Source organism: Streptomyces sp. NBC_01431 (genome assembly GCF_036231355.1).
GTDB lineage: Bacteria > Actinomycetota > Actinomycetes > Streptomycetales > Streptomycetaceae > Streptomyces.
Genome location: NZ_CP109496.1, coordinates 283002 through 301758 on the forward strand (window position 1 = coordinate 283002; position 18757 = coordinate 301758).

At 69.3% G+C, this 18757-nt stretch carries 19 protein-coding genes and 5 pseudogenes; 13 read left to right on the forward strand and 11 right to left on the reverse strand.

What is annotated here, in order from left to right; translation table 11 throughout:
• Positions 1-126: 126 nt before the first annotated feature.
• Positions 127-969, forward strand: coding sequence for a serine protease (locus OG522_RS01450; RefSeq protein ID WP_329461073.1), 843 nt, complete (start codon positions 127-129; stop codon positions 967-969).
• A gap of 153 nt (positions 970-1122) precedes the next feature.
• Here the strand turns inward: OG522_RS01450 and OG522_RS01455 are convergent, their stop codons facing one another.
• Positions 1123-1623: a hypothetical protein gene (locus tag OG522_RS01455; RefSeq protein WP_329461074.1), complete on the reverse strand. Its 501-nt coding sequence runs from the start codon at positions 1621-1623 to the stop codon at positions 1123-1125.
• A gap of 436 nt (positions 1624-2059) precedes the next feature.
• On the opposite strand from OG522_RS01455, the pseudogene OG522_RS01460 reads away from it, so the two are divergent.
• A pseudogene (locus OG522_RS01460) lies at positions 2060-2431 on the forward strand (scabin-related ADP-ribosyltransferase); the annotation flags it as partial.
• Positions 2432-2767: 336 nt separating this feature from the next.
• On the opposite strand, the gene OG522_RS01465 reads toward OG522_RS01460, so the two are convergent.
• Positions 2768-3226 carry a MarR family winged helix-turn-helix transcriptional regulator gene (locus OG522_RS01465; RefSeq protein ID WP_329461076.1) on the reverse strand — a complete coding sequence of 153 codons (459 nt, stop codon included), beginning with the start codon at positions 3224-3226 and terminating at the stop codon, positions 2768-2770.
• Between the two features lie 63 nt (positions 3227-3289).
• On the opposite strand from OG522_RS01465, the gene OG522_RS01470 reads away from it, so the two are divergent.
• From OG522_RS01470 to OG522_RS01480, 3 genes and pseudogenes are all read left to right on the forward strand, one after another.
• Complete coding sequence (locus OG522_RS01470) at positions 3290-3658, forward strand: VOC family protein (RefSeq protein WP_329461077.1); 369 nt, start codon at positions 3290-3292, stop codon at positions 3656-3658.
• Between the two features lie 518 nt (positions 3659-4176).
• Positions 4177-4578 (forward strand): annotated as a pseudogene (locus OG522_RS01475) (transposase); the annotation flags it as partial.
• Positions 4579-4591: 13 nt separating this feature from the next.
• A complete protein-coding gene (locus OG522_RS01480; RefSeq protein WP_329461078.1) occupies positions 4592-4798 on the forward strand; it encodes a hypothetical protein in 207 nt (68 codons plus the stop codon).
• Here the strand turns inward: OG522_RS01480 and OG522_RS01485 are convergent.
• Positions 4792-5685: a hypothetical protein gene (locus OG522_RS01485; RefSeq protein WP_329461079.1), complete on the reverse strand. Its 894-nt coding sequence runs from the start codon at positions 5683-5685 to the stop codon at positions 4792-4794. The genes OG522_RS01480 and OG522_RS01485 overlap by 7 nt on opposite strands.
• Before the next feature lie 294 nt (positions 5686-5979).
• Positions 5980-6231, reverse strand: a complete 252-nt coding sequence (locus OG522_RS01490; protein WP_329461080.1) for a hypothetical protein — start codon at positions 6229-6231, stop codon at positions 5980-5982.
• Between the two features lie 325 nt (positions 6232-6556).
• Here OG522_RS01490 and OG522_RS01495 point away from each other — a divergent pair, with 325 nt between their 5' ends.
• Positions 6557-6952 carry a DUF6183 family protein gene (locus OG522_RS01495; RefSeq protein WP_443074812.1) on the forward strand — a complete coding sequence of 132 codons (396 nt, stop codon included), beginning with the start codon at positions 6557-6559 and terminating at the stop codon, positions 6950-6952.
• A gap of 61 nt (positions 6953-7013) precedes the next feature.
• Here OG522_RS01495 and OG522_RS01500 read toward each other — a convergent pair whose 3' ends face one another.
• Together OG522_RS01500 and OG522_RS01505 are read right to left on the reverse strand one after the other, a co-directional pair.
• Entirely contained in the window at positions 7014-7406 is a 393-nt protein-coding gene (locus OG522_RS01500; RefSeq protein WP_329461081.1) for a hypothetical protein, read from the reverse strand.
• A 509-nt stretch (positions 7407-7915) separates the two neighbouring features.
• Complete coding sequence (locus OG522_RS01505; protein ID WP_329461082.1) at positions 7916-8317, reverse strand: hypothetical protein; 402 nt, start codon at positions 8315-8317, stop codon at positions 7916-7918.
• A gap of 115 nt (positions 8318-8432) precedes the next feature.
• Between OG522_RS01505 and OG522_RS01510 the strand changes: the two genes are divergently transcribed.
• The 6 genes from OG522_RS01510 to OG522_RS01535 all read left to right on the forward strand — a co-directional run bounded on the left by OG522_RS01510 (position 8433) and on the right by OG522_RS01535 (position 15087).
• Positions 8433-8585 (forward strand): DUF6332 family protein, encoded by a 153-nt coding sequence (locus tag OG522_RS01510; RefSeq protein ID WP_329461083.1) that lies wholly within the window; start codon positions 8433-8435, stop codon positions 8583-8585.
• 494 nt (positions 8586-9079) lie between these two features.
• Positions 9080-9817, forward strand: a complete 738-nt coding sequence (locus OG522_RS01515) for a helix-turn-helix domain-containing protein (RefSeq protein WP_329461084.1) — start codon at positions 9080-9082, stop codon at positions 9815-9817.
• Between the two features lie 69 nt (positions 9818-9886).
• Positions 9887-11332 carry a CoA transferase gene (locus OG522_RS01520; RefSeq protein WP_329461085.1) on the forward strand — a complete coding sequence of 482 codons (1446 nt, stop codon included), beginning with the start codon at positions 9887-9889 and terminating at the stop codon, positions 11330-11332.
• 164 nt (positions 11333-11496) lie between these two features.
• The gene (locus tag OG522_RS01525; RefSeq protein WP_329461086.1) at positions 11497-12690 is read left to right on the forward strand and encodes a CaiB/BaiF CoA transferase family protein; all 1194 of its coding nucleotides are present in this window, start codon (positions 11497-11499) and stop codon (positions 12688-12690) included.
• Between the two features lie 64 nt (positions 12691-12754).
• Positions 12755-13924, forward strand: coding sequence for an acyl-CoA dehydrogenase family protein (locus tag OG522_RS01530; RefSeq protein WP_329461087.1), 1170 nt, complete (start codon positions 12755-12757; stop codon positions 13922-13924).
• Positions 13924-15087, forward strand: coding sequence for an acyl-CoA dehydrogenase family protein (locus OG522_RS01535; RefSeq protein WP_329461088.1), 1164 nt, complete (start codon positions 13924-13926; stop codon positions 15085-15087). The genes OG522_RS01530 and OG522_RS01535 overlap by 1 nt, the downstream gene beginning before the upstream one ends.
• 118 nt (positions 15088-15205) lie before the next feature.
• Here the strand turns inward: OG522_RS01535 and OG522_RS01540 are convergent.
• The 3 pseudogenes from OG522_RS01540 to OG522_RS01550 form a co-directional block, all read right to left on the reverse strand.
• Positions 15206-15625, reverse strand: a pseudogene (locus OG522_RS01540) (transposase); the annotation flags it as partial.
• 21 nt (positions 15626-15646) lie between these two features.
• A pseudogene (locus OG522_RS01545) lies at positions 15647-15997 on the reverse strand (helix-turn-helix domain-containing protein); the annotation flags it as partial.
• 699 nt (positions 15998-16696) lie between these two features.
• Positions 16697-16867: pseudogene (locus OG522_RS01550) on the reverse strand (IS701 family transposase); the annotation flags it as partial.
• A 130-nt stretch (positions 16868-16997) separates the two neighbouring features.
• On the opposite strand from OG522_RS01550, the gene OG522_RS01555 reads away from it, so the two are divergent.
• On the forward strand, positions 16998-17204 hold the full coding sequence (locus OG522_RS01555) for a hypothetical protein (RefSeq protein ID WP_329461089.1): 207 nt from the start codon (positions 16998-17000) through the stop codon (positions 17202-17204).
• Positions 17205-17522: 318 nt separating this feature from the next.
• Here the strand turns inward: OG522_RS01555 and OG522_RS01560 are convergent, their stop codons facing one another.
• Together OG522_RS01560 and OG522_RS01565 are read right to left on the reverse strand one after the other, a co-directional pair.
• On the reverse strand, positions 17523-17840 hold the full coding sequence (locus OG522_RS01560) for a BTAD domain-containing putative transcriptional regulator (RefSeq protein ID WP_329461090.1): 318 nt from the start codon (positions 17838-17840) through the stop codon (positions 17523-17525).
• 292 nt (positions 17841-18132) lie between these two features.
• Entirely contained in the window at positions 18133-18753 is a 621-nt protein-coding gene (locus tag OG522_RS01565) for a TetR/AcrR family transcriptional regulator (RefSeq protein ID WP_329461091.1), read from the reverse strand.
• Between the last annotated feature and the right edge of the window lie 4 nt (positions 18754-18757).

Consider the following 18757-nt stretch of genomic DNA (forward strand, 5'->3'; position numbering starts at 1 on the left):
CGCCACGTCACGAAACGGGCTCTCCACGCCTGTCAGCAGGGCGCCCCACTATGTCTTCACCTGTTCGGGTGGCGGTACTGCCGGGCGTCTGCCCTGGTAGGCGTTGCGTCTGTGATGGTCACTACTATGAGTGATGAACTGAACGTCAGGGGAATTCGCCGGTTGTGCCGGCGCCCGTGGCAGTGGGTCGCGAGTTCAGTGGCGGCGGCCGCGGCCCTGCTTCTGCCGGTGGCTGCGGCCGAGGGGTTCCTGGCGGCGCCAGCCAGTGCGGTGGTCGGCGGCCAGGAGGTCTCCCCCAGGTTCAAGTACCCGTTCATGGTCTCCCTCGGATACAGAGGGAGTCACTCCTGCGGCGGCACGGTGGTCGCGGCGCGCTGGGTCCTCACGGCCGCGCACTGCACGAACGGGGCGACAAGCTCGTGGACTGTCAGGCTCCACCGGCACGACCTGAGCAAGACGGACGCCGAGGAGCAGGGGCACACGTACAAGGTCGTCGAAAGGATCAAACATCCGCAGTACGACGCCGTCACCAGCGACAGCGATATCGCGCTGTGGAAGCTCGACAGCGACCTGCCGCGCGGCTCCTTTGCCGCGTTGCCGGCACAGGGGACCGGCCCGGCCGCGGGCACGCCGGTACGCGTCATCGGATGGGGCACCACCAGTGAGAGCGGACCTCTCTCCCCAGTCCTGAGAGAAGCGACCCAGTCAGTGGTGGACCACGAGTACTGCGACAACGCCTACAAGAACCATGGCCCCATCACCGGCAACATGGTGTGTGGGGAGAACCCTCAGACACAGCGCGGCGCCGCCTGCGTGGGCGATAGCGGCGGAACATCCTTCACCACGGGGCCGGCCCCTGAGCTGGTCGGCCTCGTCTCCGGAGGGGAAGGTTGTGGGAGAAAGGGCAAGCCCGACGTCGAGACCCGCATCGCTCCGTTCGTGTCCTGGATCAAGAACACCACCACCTAGAACGCACGGCTCCGACCGGGAGTCCCCGAAGTGGGCCGCGCCCATCGCCTGCAGGGTCGATGCCGCTCTCCTGGTCGTGGTCACGACCGCCGAGCGCAGTCCCCCACTGGACCGGACACCAACTGCCTCCCGAGCTGCTTCGGTCAAGCCCTGTCACCCAGCGATCACTTCTGGTCCGCAGGAAATTCTGCGGGCCCTTGGCCGCACCAGGTGGCCCTGGGCGTCACGGATGTGAGCCATGCGTTCCTTCCATGCCTGCGCGACCTGCGGTGTCAGCCGCAGCGAGTCGATGCCGGGATGATGAACCTCCAGGTCGCGCCAGAACAGCCGGCGCAGGTTGCGGGCGATGGAACGCAGCGAGACGTGGTCGAGTTCGGGAGCCCGCTCGGTGAAGTACTCGACCAGTAGATCGCGGACGGGCCAGCACTCGATGCCGTACCCGTCGACGATCTGCTCGACGCTGCGGCGGCCCTCGATACGAAGCACTCGAAGCCGCAACGGTGCGCTGGCCGGCAGCACGCCGGTCTCCTTGAGCAGGGCGTAGAACAACGGGCGCCCCGCGCTGCCCCGGAAGTGGTGTTCGTCCAAGGCAGCTGTCAGCTCGATGCAGTCGCCGACGGTGATGTCGCTGACCAGGCCGCCCTTGCGGATCACGATCCAGGTGAGCTTGTTCAGGGCGTCGGACCTGGCCGCGGCCGTCGCCTGCCAGCCAGTCGGTCAAGGCGCTGGAAAGCCTCAGGATCGCTGACCGCCCGGGTCTCGGCGAGCATCACCGTCACACGTTGCCTCAGCAGCCACGGGTAACTGGGCCGGATCGCTTGCCCGGCGACCAGGAGCACCAGCCCCGTGGCGTACAGAACCTGCATGCCGCGAGGCTCCAGAAGCCCGGCCGTCAGACGACCCCCGTCCCCCAGCCGACCGCGGGGTTCGGACGCAGCCAGTTCGGCCTGCATCCGAGCAGGCTTCCCACTCTGCGGCATGACGCACAGGGGCGGCCCGCGCCCAGAATCGAGTACCGGGCGGACAGCGAGCCGCTCTACCGCTGGGACCGGCACCTTCCCGATGAGATCTTCCCGCAGGGTTCCGGTCCTGGAACGTCAAGGTGCCGAACAGTCTGAGGTCCTACCAGAAGACGCTCACGGAATCCCGGCGCTCCGCTCTCGTATCCGTCACGCGCTCAGGTGACGGATACGCCCCTGAGTGGGCCATCGAGAACGGCCGCGCGATTCGCTACACGATCCGGGCGCCGGGTGGCATGGACCTGGTGGAGAGCCTGGGGACCGTCGCTTTCCACCAACAGCACGAGGTCGCGTTCTGGAAGGGCGTCCGGCCGGAGTTCATCCAGTGTGTCGACATCCATCAGGTCGCTCCGGACGGCACGCGCACGCTCGCCGAGCACAGTGACAACCCCGGATTCAAAAACCCGCAGCAGGATGGCGACGCCATGGACACCAGCTGGTGACCGGGCGGTCGTGCCGCAGGTCGTGATTCTGCGCAGGCGGCGCGCGGCGGCACCACAGGCAGGCAGTTGTGAGGAAGCCCTCATCCGAGCGGGTGACGGCTTCCGCGCTGTCGCGCCACTCCAAGGCGTCGCGGCGGCTGTGCCGCAGCCCGCTGAGAACTGGAGCCGCTTCGCCGGCCCGGGGCTCAGGGGCGCCTGCCGGTGCGCCGACGAGGCGGGCGGGGCACCGAGCCGCGAGAGGCGCGCGAGGTGAATGCCCTTGCTGGACACGGGGCTTGAGCAGCGCCACCGGGACGAGTCCACCAGCGCGCTGCGCGGCTCGCGCCGAGAGACTGGCTATGCGCCGTCGCCGCCGGCCCGCAGGGAATCGATCATGCTCTGCAGGATCCGGAACGCCCTCGACTGCTCGGCTCCGGTCATGCCGGACAGCATTCTGACCTCGACGGACCGGACCGCGACCGTCGCCTTCTCCAGGCTCCGTCGGCCACGAGGCGTGAGCCGCGCGGGAAGCGCCTTCCCTACGGGCGCCGCCGCGGGCCTGGTCACGTAGCCGTCACGTTCCAGGGTCTGGAGCAGTACGTTCATCGACTGGCGGGTCACGAAGGCGCCACGCGCGAGCTCGGAGTTCGACAAACCCGGCCGTTGCGCCAGCAGCTCCAGGCAGGAGTAGTGCGTCACGCTCATACCGAGCGGCCGCAGCACCTCCTCCATGGCTGCGCGCAAGGCGCTCGAAGCCTCTTTCAGCAGGTAGCCCAGTGATTTGTCCAGGTCGACGCCGGCACCCTTTTGACTCATGTCAGCATTCTGACATACCGTGGTCCATGTCAGGAATCTGACACGAAGGGAAGGAAAGTCACCATGCCCGTCACCGGCCCCGACTTCATCTCGCTCCAGGCGCGCGACCTCGACGCGTCGCGTGTGTTCTACGAGCAGTACCTCGGCCTCGTCCGCTCGCAGGCTGGACCCCCGCACGCCGTCGTCTTCGAGACGAAGCCGATCGCGTTCGCACTCCGCGACGTCGTGCCCGGCACCGATCTCGCATCCGTCGCGCAGCCCGGCATCGGTGCCGCGATCTGGCTGCACGCCACCGGTGTCCAGGCCATCCACGACGCTCTCGTCGCCGACGGCCACACCATCGTCTCCGCACCCATCGACGGCCCCTTCGGCCGGACCTTCACCTTCGCCGACCCCGACGGGTACCACATCACGCTCCACGACCGCGTCTGATACGCCGGACGCCACCGACGAGCACCGCCCCTCTACCGCATCGCCCTGGTCCGGATGTCCAGCGATTGCCGCACCCGCGAATACGTCGTCCGGCAGACGCCGTCGGCCGGACGAAGAAGGAGGTCATCCGGCTGCTGAAACGGGCCATCGTCCGGGAGGTGTTCCGCTGCCTGTCCACCACGGTCACCGTCCCGGGCATCGCTGACCTGCGGCCACTGAGGCAGTCCAAGAACATCACCCCTCACCGCCGCAGCCCGCCACCTCGGGGTGTGGCCGACCGTCATCTCCACCCTCGAACGCGGTATCCGCCGGGACGACGACCTCGCCCGCACCTACAGCGACTGCCTCAACGCCGCTTGATCACGGGCGAGGCCCTGCCACGTCCGGCACCTCGGGCCACAGCCGGCCGCCGGGAGAAGCGTCCGACGGCCGGCCGGCACGCACGAAGTCGCCGTACTCATCCTGGACGATGCCGTCGTTGACCCACCGACCCCGCCCGGCTCCAGTGCGCTGCTCGGCAACGACGGGGCGAACACACAGGTCCGAGTCCCGTGGACCGGGGTAAGCCCGGTTCCAAGATGCACGTCCTGTCGGACGCGGACGGACTGCCCTTACGCGTCGGGCTCTCCGCGGCCAACACTCACGACTGCCTTGCGCTGAAGCCGATGCTGTCCCATTTCCACATGGGACACGAATCCCATGCAGCCGATTCCAAGCCGCAGCGACTCCACGCGGACAAGGCATACGACGTCCCTCACCTGCATAGATGGCTATGGGGCAAACACATCGGCGTCCGCATTGCCCGCAAGGACATCGAGTCCAGCGAACGACTTGGCCGTCGCAGGTGGGTGATCGAGCGGACCATGTCCTGGCTGACCGGCTACCGCCGACTCAACCACCGCTACGAACGCCCCGGTCGGACTGGGAGAAGTGATGCGCGACGGCGGCGTCGGCGAAGTGGTTGCCTCGAACGCGCCCACGCTCCCCATTGGCACGCACGTCTACGGCGAACTCGGCTGGCAGGACTACGCCGTCGGCACATCTGACAGCCTGTACGGCATCCACCCCGCACCACGCAACCAGGCGGGCATTCTTCCGAGCGGTGCCTGTGCCGCAGACCCACAGCAGCATGCTCACTGAGTGCGGTCGGCCGTCGGGTTGGCTGCCCCATTGCCGCTGTCCAGATCAGGGCGTTCATAGTGCTGAAGGATTCCACCGCAGGAGAAGCAGAGAGCACCAGTGAGGGTGCCCCAGTTGGCGATGTCGGCGTTGATCAGGCTGCCGGTGGCGGGGCGTGTGTAGGCGGCAAGGGCGGAGACCATGAAGAGGGCGGAGCCGAGCTGGTTCACGGCGGTGATCCACCAACCGAGGTCGTGCGGCAGCAGGCGAGGCCGACCGTGGCAGATCTCGACAATCGCAAGGTGACCGGAGAGCAGGAAGAGGACGCAGCCGATCAGGTCGGGGGCCCAGATCAGCCGGTTGATCTGTTGGACGGTCAGGCCTTGCAGGAAAGAGTCGAGCAGGTCGACGGCGAACACCAGGGTGCCGGCGAACAACACGAAGGCGCTCAGCCAGTCGACCCGCGTCGGTTCGTAGCTCCACCATCGCCACCGTCGGGTGACCAGGGCTCCTTCACCCCCGGGCACGTGGCGCGGGGCGTTGATGACCTGGAGCAGGGAGACGTATCCGCCGGTGTTGAAGAACAGGCCGCCGGCGAAGTAGATCGAGGCACAGGTGGTGGCGTCGCCGGAGCCGAACTGGGCGACGGCGGCGCCGGCCGCGAAGAGCGCCCCGCCGATGATGAAGGCAGTGGCGGCGATCGCGTTGAGCCTGCGCAGCCGAGCGAGGGCGGTGTCGTCGGCGCTGGCGTGATGGGGGGCGGCCGCGCCGGGCGGGTGGACGGCGATGAGTCCGCGGCGCCGGGCGAGCCGGGATTCCCAGGTGGCGGTACCACCGCCGGGCGGGTGCCAGGTGAGCTGGGTGGTGAACGGTCCCGCGCCTTTGGCGCGCTGGTCGGGCTGTCCCACAGGCCAAGACTAGAGGGCTCGCTGGTCATCGGCCGGGCGAAAACGCCGCCGGCGGGTGCTGGGCTTCGGCCTGACGTGCCGGCGGGCGCATGGGCCGACGCGGGCGGGATGGTGGCGATGCCGCCCCCTTCCTCAGGGCTGGTCGAGGAACGCGGCTTCTTGGCGCCGCGCCACCACCGCAGGCTCGGAGGGCGTCCGAGCGCCGTCGGCGGCCCGGTCCGGATCCGGGCGGGCCCCGTCTCCTGCTTCAGTGGCCGTGTCTGAACCCCTGCTCTGGTTTCGCGGGGCAGGCGCTTATCGTGTGGCGCCGATGGGGACGGCCATGGCCGCGGCTTCGGTGGCGTCGACGGGCACTGCGGCTGCGGGGCGGCGTAGGTCGAGCACGATGAGGAGGGCGGCGGCGATGCCCAGGTAGACGAGCAGGGTCGTCAGGGCCTGGCCAGTGCCGTGGCCGTCGAAGTAGATCGTGTGGTGCAGCAGGACGCATCCGTTGCGGGGTGGCAGGTAGGGGCCGATGTCGCGCCAGAAGGCGGGCAGGTACGGCACTCCGGTCGCGCCGCCGGAGGACGGATTGCCGAAACAGGATCATGACGACGACCGTCACCAGGGTGCCCACGGGCCCGAGCAGTTTCTGCAGGACCGCGGCGACGAATGCGACCACGACGACGCTCAGCGAGCAGATCGGCCAGGTGATCCAGAACTTGTGGCTGGGGAATCCCTGCAGCCAGTAGCACACGATCAGATCCACGACCAGGCCGCTCACGACGCCGAATCCTGCGAGCTGGGCGGTGAGGGTGCGCACGACGCTGCCGGGCGAGTCGTCAGGCGGCAGCTGCCGGATGCGTAGGCTCAGGGCCGTGGCCCCGAACCCCTGGACGCCGAGTCGGTCCCGACCGCGCTCCTGACGCTGGGGCTGGAGTGTCTGCACGGGGCGGGGAAGAAGAAGACCGCTCTGTCAGTCGCTGTCCGTCCGCCGGCCCAGGCATGGCGGGTACTCTTCGCCGCGGCGTCAACGGGAGGGGCGTACAACTCGGGTTCCTACGGCGCCTACGGTCGTCTGTCGGCCTGGCAGTCCCTGGCCGCGCTGGCCGGAAGCGCAGAAGGAGCCAGCGCCGCTGAGGTCGAAGCACATGTGCTGGACTGCGTCTGGTACGGCTTCGGCGCCGACACGAAGTGGTTCGAGCAGGTGGCCTGGGACATTGGTCTGGCCGCGCTCTCCCCAGGTCGACAGCGCCTGGCCGTGCTTGCCGCGACCGATACCGACTGAGCTGGCAGTTGTTCGTGTGTCGAGGACCTGGACCGAGTGAACTACGCGAGCCCTGCCGGGATCAGCGGCTCTCCAGCGGGTCGGCCTGGCCGAGCAGCTCGGCGAGCGGGGCACCGGTGCGAGCGGCCACGATGCGGCGGGCGCGCAGCTGGGCACGGGTACGGGGGCGGAACTTCGGAGCCCGCCCGCAACCGCACGGCTCGAAGCCCTCGTAGCGCAGCCCGGCGCCCAAGACTACGGCGACGACCGACCATGCCTTCCGGTTACTGCGGCGGGGTGCCGCGAAGTCGTGGCCAGCACACAGCAGCGGCCCGGTGCAGCGGGGGCACGTGTGTCCGGCGTCGGCGGGATGCCGTTTGAAGCTGATCCGGCACGATACGCACGCGTAGTGCAGCTTGTAGTGGACGAAGGCGTAGGTGCACACGGACTGACCGTACCGGCGGCGCTTCGTCATGGGCCAACAGGTTCCGCTTCCTCAGCCGGTGGCTGTCGGCTGCGGTTCGCCCGTCCGTTGAGCCGGAATGGGCACGAGGGAACCGAGATCGAGACGGCTGTTCATGTCCAGCTCAGCCTGCCGTACGGATTCACGTGGGTCCGGAACTGGCTTGCACGAGCGCGTCTGGTTGCCTCCAAGAGACCTCGACTCACACCGGATGGCTTTGACCAGCGACAGTCGTCCCGGGGATGACCAGTTGGAGCATGTCGGGGTGCCGGTAAGAGCTCTCTCACCGATCCTGCTGGCCTATTCGGTCAGAAGCAGGGATTCGAAGGAGCCCGGTGATCCCTGTGAGTGATGGCCCTCATGAGGCAGGGGTGGGACAGTCAGCAGAATGCCTTGCCCCCTGATGGCCACTGGAGAGGCCGGTTCACGCAGCGCGGCCGGGCCCGCGACGTGAGGCGGCGTACTGCCTTCAACGGCATCTACGCCGTCCCGGTCCACGGCACGAGGTCTCGCACAGCTTCTCAGTGATCGCCCTTGGGCGGGCGCACGGGGTGTGGCAGTGGCTGACGCCAGTCGCCCAGTGCCGTGAGGAGGAACTGGCGGGCGAGGGAACGTATTTCGTCCCACGCCGGATCTGTGGCCAGGGCGTTGGTCCAGAGCCCGGTGCGGCAGGCGGCATCGATCTCGCCGAGGCGACGGCCGATGGTTTGAAGACCGCACAGCTCCTCGGGCTCGAAGACTCCGCGCTCTGCGAGTTCTTCGGAAATGCGGCAGAGCAGTTCCGCTTCTTCAACGACGGACTCCGTCTCCGTCTCCAGCTCACGCTCGCCCAGCCAGGCAAGCTGATTCTGGGTGTCAGCTGCGAGGAGGGTCATAAATCGCAGCGTCCAGGTGTGCTGGTGTGCGTCGCCGAGAGCGTTCATACATTCAGGATTGCACCTGCCTCGACCTTGGCTTCAACGGCCTCTACGCCGCCCCGGATCCGACTGTGAACGCGGAGCGGTGACGGGGTAGGCCCAGTGCCTTGCAGGCGTGTGCGTGTTCGTGTTGCCGGTGCTGTACGGCCTGTTGTCCGGCTCGGCGAAGAGTGGATTCGTCACCGCTGCAGGAGCCGCGGCAGCCGTGGCGTTCATCGCCCGGATGGTCGAGGTGCTGTGGCGGTTCGGGCAGCGCGGCCCTGAGGCCGACTAGGCTGAATGATGGGTTGGCTGGTCCCCCCTTCAGACCAGCCTGGACCGCGCACTGGCTGTTCCGGACCTCGCAGGGACTCGCTCCAAGCCCAGGCCACATCGGGGAGATCGGTCGCGGTCTGCGTGGAGCGCGCCCCCCACATGGACTTGATCCTCCTGTGGCCCCATCTGTGGCTCACCCTTCCCGAGACCACCGCACCGAGATCACGATCGCCGAACAGGCCTTCACGCGCGCTGGAGTCCTCGACGACTGGGCCTGCTCTGCATACCGCTGACCGCCTGATGTTGGCCCGCCGCGCTGCTCGCCGCCGTCCTCGCCCTGACAGCTCGGTCCCGTCCGTCGTCGCGTGAACCACCTTCTGTCACCGGCCTTGTGGCGTCTGCGGGGGCTAGGGCCGGGGCCGACTTGATCGTCGGGGTGGAAGGGGGAAACGATCGGCGGGACGTGTCGGCCCGAGCGGCCGGCGACGCACGAGGAGGACAAGGTGGGGCGGGATGAGTGAGCACGGTCGGCGGCGGCGTCACCGTACGGTAGACCGGGTTTCGTGGATCCTGGAGGCCGCCGCGCGGGCGCCGGGCGGGGTGACCGTGGCCGAGGTGGCGCGGACGGTCGGGGCGCCGGCGAGTTCGGTGCAGGATCTGGTCAACGGCCTTGTCGCGACGGGCTTTCTGCTGGAACAGCACGGGCGCTTCAGACTCGGGCCCGCCCCGCACGTCCTCAACCTCATCGCCGGCCGGGTCGTGCCGCGGATCGGACAGGCCGAGCTCAACGAGCTGAGCCGCGTCGCGGGCACCCCAGTGCTGCTCACCGTGCGGGTCGGGCTCGACGCCGTGCACCTCGCGCGCGGCGGCGAGGACGAGATTCCCCGCCTCGTGCCGCTCGCCGACGGGCACTTCGCGCGGCCGCTGCTGCGTACCGCCGCGGGCCGTCTGCTGCTGGCCTTCACCGACGAGGCGGAACGCCGCGGGCTGCTCGACGAGCTCGCCCGCCACGACCCCGAGGCGGTCGCCGAGTTCCACTCCGCTCTTCCTGCGATCCGCGCGTCACGGATCAGCCGCAGCGAGGGCCTGGCCGACCCCGAGGTCAGCGCACTCGCGATCCCCGTCACCGACGGCCCCGTCGTCACGGGAGCCCTCGCCCTGATACACCGGCGTCGCGGCCGCTCGGAGCGGCTGAGTCTGGACCGGGCGGCAGCCCGGCTCCTCGCGCACATCCAGGAGGGGCGGACGTGACGTTCGCATCGATTCACGGATATCCGTGAATGCCGGCGCTCATACAGGGCCGGGAACGAGCATCCCGGCATGCCTTCGAACACGCTGACCACGGCCGAGCCCACGCCTCCGTCGTCCACGGGAGAGATCGTCTCCCGGCTGCTGCACACTCTCGGCGACCCCGATCCGGCCCGGGGGGCCGAGGACATCACTGTTGTCGGGGCGGATCCCCTGGTGCCGTCGGTGCACCGCCTCGCCGATGCCATGTCGGCCGCGATCGGGGTTTTCGGGCGGCAGACGGCGGCCGTCGGTGAAATGCGCGGTCACCGGCGCCAGAGGGTTCAGGTGCAGGCCGGGGCCGCGATCGACCAGCTCATGGCGACCTATCACACCACGCTGTCGGGGCGCTCGCTCGGCGCTCTGCTCGACGATCCGGCGCTGCTCGGCAACAACGACTTCTACCGGGCACGCGACGGCCGGTGGATCTTCATCATCACCACCTATCCGCACCTACGCGACGCAGTCTGCTCCGTTCTGAGGTGCGGCCTCGACAAGGCGGGGATCGCGCAGGCCGCAGCCGGCTGGGACGCCTTCACGCTGGAGGAGGCCATCTGCGCGCGGGGCGGCGTCGCCTGCGCGGTGCGCAGCCGGGAGGAATGGCTCGCGCACCCCGCGGGGCGGTACGTGGCGCAGCGCCCGGTCGTCGAGATCGAACGCGTCGGTGACGGGCCGGTCCGGCCTCTGGAGCCGATCGGCGAGGCCGACGAGGCGCTCACAGGCGTACGGGTGCTCGATCTCACCCATGTCATCGCAGGTCCCGTCGGGGCACGGCTCCTCGCCCAGTTCGGCGCCGACGTGCTGCACCTGTCGCGTCCCGACCGCCCCGACCCGATCCCGATGATCGTGATGACCGGCGGCGGCAAGCGCAATGCCTACTGCGACCTGCGCGACGACCACGACCGTGCGGCCTTCCACGAGGTGCTCCAGGACACGGACGTCTTCGTGCACGCCTACCGGGGACTTGCCCGGCACGGGGCGTCGACCGAGGAACTCATCCGGCGCCGCCCCGGACTCATCACCCTCGAATACCACGCCTGGGGCGCCGACGGCCCCTGGGGCGAACGCGGCGGGTTCGACCAACTCGCCTGCTCGGCAACCGGATTCGCCGTCGAGGAGTGGACCGACCGGCCGTCACTGCCACCGACGTACCTGCTCAATGACTACCTCGCCGCGTACCTCGGGGCCGCCGCCGTGGCAACGGTCCTGCGCCGGCGTGCGACGGAGGGCGGCTCGTGGCGGATCCGCGTGACCTTGGCCGGGGTGTGCCACTGGGTTCAGGAACTCGGGCTGCTGTCACGGGAGAACGTCATCGACCTGCCCCGTCCCGGGCGCGCGCCGCTCGCAGCGCTGTCGACCACCGGGACCGACTTCGGCCCGCTCACCGAACCGGCGACACCGTTCGCGTACAGCGCGCGCACGGTCCCACAGCCCGGTCGGCGTTCCCCGCTCGGGTCCGCTGCGCTCCAGTGGCGCTGAGCGCTCCGCGGGAAGTGCCGTACGTCATCTGCGGGCCGGTGGGGGCTGACCGCGCCCCCGGCGGAGCCGCATATCGACACAGCCCCGCGTCCCTTCGGAGCGCGATCCCGTACCGCACCACCCCGTTCACCCACCCCATCCGATCTCCCAGGAGGCACCGAAACATGTCCGAGAAGCCGAGCGGCCCGTCCGGCCGCGGACTCCTCGCCGGAGTCCGCGTCATCGAACTGGCCAGCGTGATCATGGCCCCGTACGCCGCCCAGCAACTGGGCGACCTGGGAGCGGACGTGATCAAGGTCGAGCCGCCCACCGGTGACATGACGCGCCATTACCCGCCGCGGCGCCACCCCGGCATGGGCGGCCCGGCCCTCAACCTGAACCGCAACAAGCGCAGCGCCGTCATCGACCTCAAGGCCCCGCACGGCCGCGACGCCCTGCTCGCCCTGCTGCGCACCGCCGACGTCTTCATCACCAACCTGCGCCCGCAGGCCCTGGACAAGCTCCGCTTCGGCTACGACGACGCCGCAGCCGTCAATCCCGGCCTGATCTATGCCAACGCCCAGGGCTTCCGCAGCGACAGCCGCTACGGCACTCACGCCGCCTACGACGACATCATCCAGGCGGCCAGCGGCCTGGTCTGGCTCAACCACCAGGTCTCCGGCCAACCCCACTACGTTCCCACCGTGCTCGCCGACAAGATCTGCGGCATGCAGATCGTCCAGTCGGTCCTGGCCGCGCTGCACTACCGGGAACACGGCGGCACGGGACAGCACATCGAGGTCCCCATGGCCGACACCATGCTCGCCTTCAACCTGGTCGAGCACCTGGGAGCGGCCGCATTGGAGACCGACGGGCAGTTCGGCTCGGCCCGCTCACTCAGCCCACAGCGCCGCGCCCTGCGCACCGCCGACGGCTGGATGTGCATCCTGCCGCACAGCGACCGCAACTGGCGAGACTTCACCGACTTCGTCGGCCGCCCTGAACTGGCCGCCGACCCACGCTTCGCCACCGGACCCGAGCGGGCCCGCAACGCCGACGCGTTCTACCCACTGCTCGCGGAGCTGGCGCTGCGGCACACCAGCGCCGAATGGCAGGAGTTCTGCGACCGGGCGGGCATCGCCGCCGCCCCGGTACTCGACCTGGAGTCTGCCGCCACCACCGCCTACGCCCAGGAGGGCGGTTTGCTGCGCCATGCCGAGCACCCCACCGAGGGTCCCTACCGGGTCATCGGCTGCCCGGTCCGCTACTCGGCCGACCCGGAGCCGGAGCTCCGGCCCTGCCCGCGCATCGGCCAGCACACCGACGAGGTGTTCCGCGAAGCCGGCTTCGACCCCTCGCTGCTGCACCCCGCGAACTGACCGCGAATTCTCGTACCGCAAAGAAATGCACCGCCCATTCACCGACCCCAGGAGCGAATGAGCCATGTCTCCTTCGACGCCTTCACCGATCGCATTCCCCGACGTCGTCCTGCCCGAATCGGCCCGCCGGCTCCGCTGCGAGGTCCGCGGCTTTCTCGACGAGGAGTGCGCCCGCGGCACCGTGCTTGGCCGACCCGACTCCTGGCTGGCCGGTTGGGACGACGGCTTCAGCCGCCGTCTCGCCGAGCGCGGCTGGGTCGGCATGGCCCTGCCCACCGAGTACGGCGGTGCCGGCCGCGGCTTTCTGGAGCGCTATGTGGTGATCGAGGAACTGCTCGCGGCCGGCGCCCCGGTCAGCGCCCACTGGGTCTCCGACCGGCAAGCCGGCCCGTCCATCCTCCAGCACGGCACCGAGGAGCAGCGCCGCTACTTTCTGCCGAAGATCGCCGCCGGGCAGTGCTTCTTCTCCATCGGCATGAGCGAGAAGAGCAGCGGCTCCGATCTCGCCTCGGTCGCCACGCGCGCTCAACGCACCGCCGACGGCTGGCGGTTGACCGGCACCAAGATGTGGACCGGCGGCGCCCACGTCAACGACTACGCCATCGTCCTGGCCCGCACCGACGACGCCGAGGACAAGCACGCCGGCCTGAGCCAGTTCATCGTCGACCTGCGCGCTCCGGGCGTACGGGTCGAGCCGATCCACCTGATGAGCGGCGAGCACCGATTCAACGCCGTCCACCTCGAAGGCGTCGACCTCCCCGACGGCGTGCTGCTCGGACAGCAGGGTGACGGCTGGAAGCAGGTCACCGGCGAACTCGCCTTCGAACGCAGTGGCCCGGAACGCTACCTGTCCACCTTCCCCTTGCTGGTCTCCCTGCTCCGTGAACTCGAGCGGCGCCCGGCCAGCGCCGAACAACTCACCCAGGTCGGCATCCTGACGGCCCGTCTGCACAGCATCCGCCAACTGTCCCTCGGCGTGACCGCCGACCTGGACGCCGGAGCCTCGCCCGACACCCAGGCCGCCCTGGTCAAGGACCTCGGCACCCGCCTGGAGGGCACGCTGATTGACACCGTCCGCAGCATCCTGCCGACCCCGGCCGACCCGCACGCCACCCCCGGCAGCCACCCCGAACTGCTCGCCTTCGCCCTCCTGCACAGCCCCGGCTACACCCTGCGCGGCGGCACCAACGAAATCCTTCGCGGCATCATCACTCGAGGTCTGGAACAGCACTGATGAACACCCACACGATCGAGAACAACACCCCGGTCATCCCCGCCGACGCCTACGACACCACCGCCTTCTACGCCGATCCGGACGCCATCGCCACCGTCACGAACACCACTGCCCCCGACGCCGTGGCCCTGCCCTCCGAGGACGCCTCCACCGCCGAACTCCTCGCTACCGCCCAGGAGGCAGGACATCGCGCCGTCCCCGCGCCCCTTGCCGAGACCGCCCTGGTCGCCCGCCCCCTGCTGCGCCGCGCCGGACTCCCCGTCCCCGACGGCCCGCTCAGCTACGCTATCGCCCCCGAGCTGACGATCCATTACGCGCACCCGGCCGCGTCTCCCATCGGCTCGGCCGGCTGCCTGGGCGACGACGACACTCTGCTGGTCACCGGTACCCTGCGCCGCGTTCCCTGGGCCCGCGCCGCCGACGCGGTGGTCGTCCTGGCCGCCGCCCCCTTCGGCCCCGTCCTGTTCACCCTCACCCCCAGCCAGGCCCACGTCACCCCCGGCACCAACCTCGCCGAGGAACCCCGCGACGACCTGCACCTCGCCGCCCTGGAGATCCCCGCCTCACAGGTCCGCCGGATCGGGCCCGAACTAGTCGACGAGGCCCGGCTCCGCGCGGCCCTGGCCCGCTCCGCCCTGATCGCCGGAGCCGCCGAACGCTGCGTCGACCTGACGGTCGCCCACACCACCGCCCGCACCCAGTTCGGCCGTCCGCTCAGCCGCTTCCAGGCCGTCAAGCAGGAAGAAGCCCGGCTGATCGAGGAGACCGCCCTGGTCCGCACTGCCGTCCAGACCGCAGCCACCCCGCTGGACATCGGTGGCCCAGCCGCCCACTTCGCCGTCGCCGCCGCCAAGACCCAGGCATCCGCCTCGGCCGCCGAGATCGCCCGCATCGCCCACCAACTCCACGGCGCCATCGGCATCACCCAGCTCCACCCGCTCCACCTCGCCACCACCCGCCTGTGGTCCTGGCGCGACGAAGACGGGGACGAAACCTACTGGGCTCACCGCCTGGCCCGCCCCCTCACCCCCACCACCCTCTGGCCCGCCCTCACCACCACACAGATCGCCCCGGCCGCCCAGGCCATCGAGGTGTCGCGCGGCAACGGCTCCCCTGAGCGGATCTGGGCCGACTACGCGGACGCGACGCGGTCCGCGTCCTGACGGCCCGAGCCCAGCCCTCGCCCGCCGCCGCCTGTCGACGGTGCGTAATTGGTTCAGGCCGCGATTCCGTGAATCCCCGGGTGTGTCCAGCCACTGGTGTAACTCGGTTGTCGGGGTTCTAGCGGCGGGCGGCCGAGAGGCGTCCGTCGAAGGTGATGTCGAATGCTTGCAGCGCTGGCTTCCACCGGATCGCCCAGCGTCGCCGTCCTGTGCGTGCGTTGATCGACTCGATGGCATTGGTAGTGCATACGATCCGGCGGATCTCCACGTCGAACCGCAGGAACGGTACGAACTCCGACCAGGACGACTCCCACAACCGCACGATCGCCGGGTATTTCTTCCCCCACACCTCGGCGAACTCCACGAACCGCTCCAGCGCGGCGTCCTCGGTCGGCGCGGTGCAGACCGGCTTCAGTCCACGCGCGATCTTCTCCCAGTCCTGCCGCCCGCAGTACTTGAACGAGTTGCGCAACAGGTGAACAACGCACGTTTGCACGATCGTCGCAGGCCAGACCGCATTGACCGCGTCCACGAGGCCGTTGCGGACCAGGATCCGGTGGACGGTCGCCCTCGCCGGCGCCGCCGGCACCCCGGTCCTGGCGAGCTCGTGGGAGATCCGGCGGGCGCCCCAGCGAGGGTGGGCCCGGCGCATCTCGCAGGCCAGGGCTTCCACGTCGGACGCGATCCGGGTCGGGCTCGTACGTGGCCGCCGGGAGCTCTCGCGCAGGGCCTCGAACCCGCCCGCGGCGTACTTCGTCTTCCAGGTGTAGATCGACTGGCGGGACACCCCGTACCGCGCGGCCACCTCGGTCACCGGCTGGCCGTCGAACACCTCCAGGACAGCCCGGTACCGCTGTTCCAGTAACCAGTCGCTCTGCTGCTGACCCTCTGCATCTGATGCCACAGCCATCAGCAGCTGAATAACAGTCAGCAACTGTCAAGAGAGTCCCGAGAACATAACGTCAAAGAAGTCCTGAGACTTCACACCGACCAGTCGGGATGATGGGAGCGCAGCGTCACGGCCGCCGGTACCGGAAGCGGTTCCGCCCGCACTCCCGTCTCCTCGAACAGCTCCGGCGGGCCGCCTCTCGCGGCCTCTCCCCGGGATCGGCTTTTCCCGCCCGGCGCCACCCACCCCTGCCAACGATGATTCACCAGCAAGACGTGCGCCAAGGACTCGTCGAACACCCACGTTTCAGTGGCCGGCGGACCAGCCCAGGCCACATCAGGGCGCAACAGCCACTCCAACGCACCGTCGTAGTCAGCAACAGCTCGACGCGCATCACAGATCGCAGCTTCGAGACTGCGCGGCTCCAGCCGAAGGCCCTTCACCCACCGGAGACTACGGCCGGCCCCTGACAACCGAGCCGCGCGGGCCGGTCCCCAGGGGTTCAAGGACGGATTGTCACCCCCCCTGCATGCCGGGGGCAACGAGCCGCGCGGGCCTACGGACACGCCGACACCACGATCCCGGCGCCCCGGATTCTTCACCGTCTCACCGGCGCGTGTGGTGGTGCGCCCGCGGCCCCGGAAGCCGCCGCGACAGAGAGCAGCGGACGCACCCGTCCGCCCACCCCGCCCGCCTGCCGCAACACCCGAGCGGGCCGCGCCACTTGGCCCGGTCCAGCAGGTGCTGCATCCCGTCCGGCCTCGCCTCGCCGGCCCACTCAGCGATGGAACAGCCGTCCTTTCGGGGCAGGTCCGAATGCGGCCCAAGCACCAACCGCCTTATCCTGCACCGGCGTTCAACCCGGACGAACCGTAATGCGATCCAGCCCATCAGGCCCTCGAATGCCTCCTGCCACCCGGCAGGGTCTAGGCTGTGCCCCGCAGCCACCGCACGATCTTCAGTCCTCACACATCAACGGTGGTTGCACCCGTCTTCCTACCGGGTTGGAGTGGGGTGCGAAGTGTCGACATCGTCTGAGTTCCGTGGCTTCGATCTGGTGCGGCGTGGCTATGACCGCCATCAGGTCGATCAGTATCTCAAGACCCTGTCCGAAGCCAACTCGCCGGCCGGCCCGCCGCCGTTCCGGATCGCGGGGCGGGGCTACGACCGCCATCAGGTTGACGTTCGCATCAGGGACCTCCTGGCGGACAGAGGCATCAACGGCTAACCACCCGCGTCCCCCAGGCAGTGCTGTCTTCACGTCCGAACCCGAGGCGTCGGTGACCGCGGCGCAGGCTCCGCCTCGGCGTCGCCGTCGCCTCGGGTGATGGCCAGGGTCTGTCCGAGCCGGATGTGGAGTTGTTGTTCCTGGTGCGCAGTCGCGGCCTGGTGCGGCGGAGCGATGTCGACCAGCCGTATTCCGCGGCGCAGCCAGACCTCCGCCTGGTCGTACGCCCGCTGGCGCTCCGACAGTTCGGCGGCACGCAGCAGCCGGGAATGGCCTGCTGGGCCGACAGCACTTCCTTGGCGTGCCAGGTGTGGTGGGTCAGTCGTTCGACCTCTTCGTCGGACACCTGCCCGTGGTTGCGGGAGGCCAGCGCGTCGGCGACCCTTGCGTGCCGCCGACGGCGCCACCGCCCCGGTCGTGCTCGCCGAGCACCGCACAGGTGTCCGCCAGTTGCTCGACCGTGGCGAGTCTGCTCTCCGCCAGCGCGTTCGTGGCAGCGAGCAGCGGGGCCGTGCCATTGATCCCGCCGAGCGCCGGCCCCTGCCACAGGGCCAGCGCCCCGCGCAGCATCAGCGCCTCGTCGGCCGGCTCGCGCTGCCGTCGGGCCGGCGCGACCAGGTCCTCGAAACGCGCCACAACTCCATGTGCGTGCACTCTCCGGCGGGCCGACGGAAACAAAAGGACGAGGGTGACAAGGGTCTCGCCAGGAGTTACTGGCGAGTTCTGGCGCTCTATGGCGGTTGCGATCCTGCGGGGTGCGCCCAGGCCCTGCGGCGGCCCCGTAACGCCGGTTCGACCGGGTCGAGGTGTCGCGCACGGACGTGAGGCCAAGGGTCAGGGTGTGGTGGTAATGGGCGGCCAGAGAGTGGTGGCGGTGAGGGAGCGAGCCAGCGGACAGCCGACTCGTGGCCCAACTGGGCGTTGTGGGTCAGGAAGTTGTCGACGCGCGTCCGCCAGGCAGCGCCGAGACGACGAGATCCGCTATACGGAGCAGGTCGTTGCGCCCGAGGCCCTGGTTTGACTGCACGGACAGTCCATGCCACAAAGTTTGAAGCGATGCAGCGAGTGTGGCCGGGTCTGTGCCCTTCGGGACTTGTCCATCGTTCTGAGCTTGGCCGATGCGCTTGTGCAGCAGGCGCTGGTTCGACGCGTAAAGGTCGTCGAGGTAGGCGCGAGTGTCGATCGTTTCCGGACTGTCCGTCATTGCAGCGCTGCTCACCAGGCAGCCCGGATGCCCTGAGTTGGGCTGGGTGAACTCTTCGACGGATCGACGGAACAACTGGTCGAGGGTGTCAGAGAAGTCGGGTTGCGCACACGCATCCTGGTAGATGATCCGGTACCGCTCGGCGTACGTTCGCACCGCTTCCTCGAACAGCCCCGCCTTACTCCCGAACGCGGCATAGATGCTCGAAGTGGACAGCGTAAGCGCGGTGCTCAGTTCCCGCGTGGACGTGCCGGAGTAGCCGCGTTGCCAGAAGAGCCGTGCCGCTTCGAGCACAACCGTGGCTCGATTGAACTGGGGGGGTCGTCCTGCTCGGCTGGGATGCATGCTT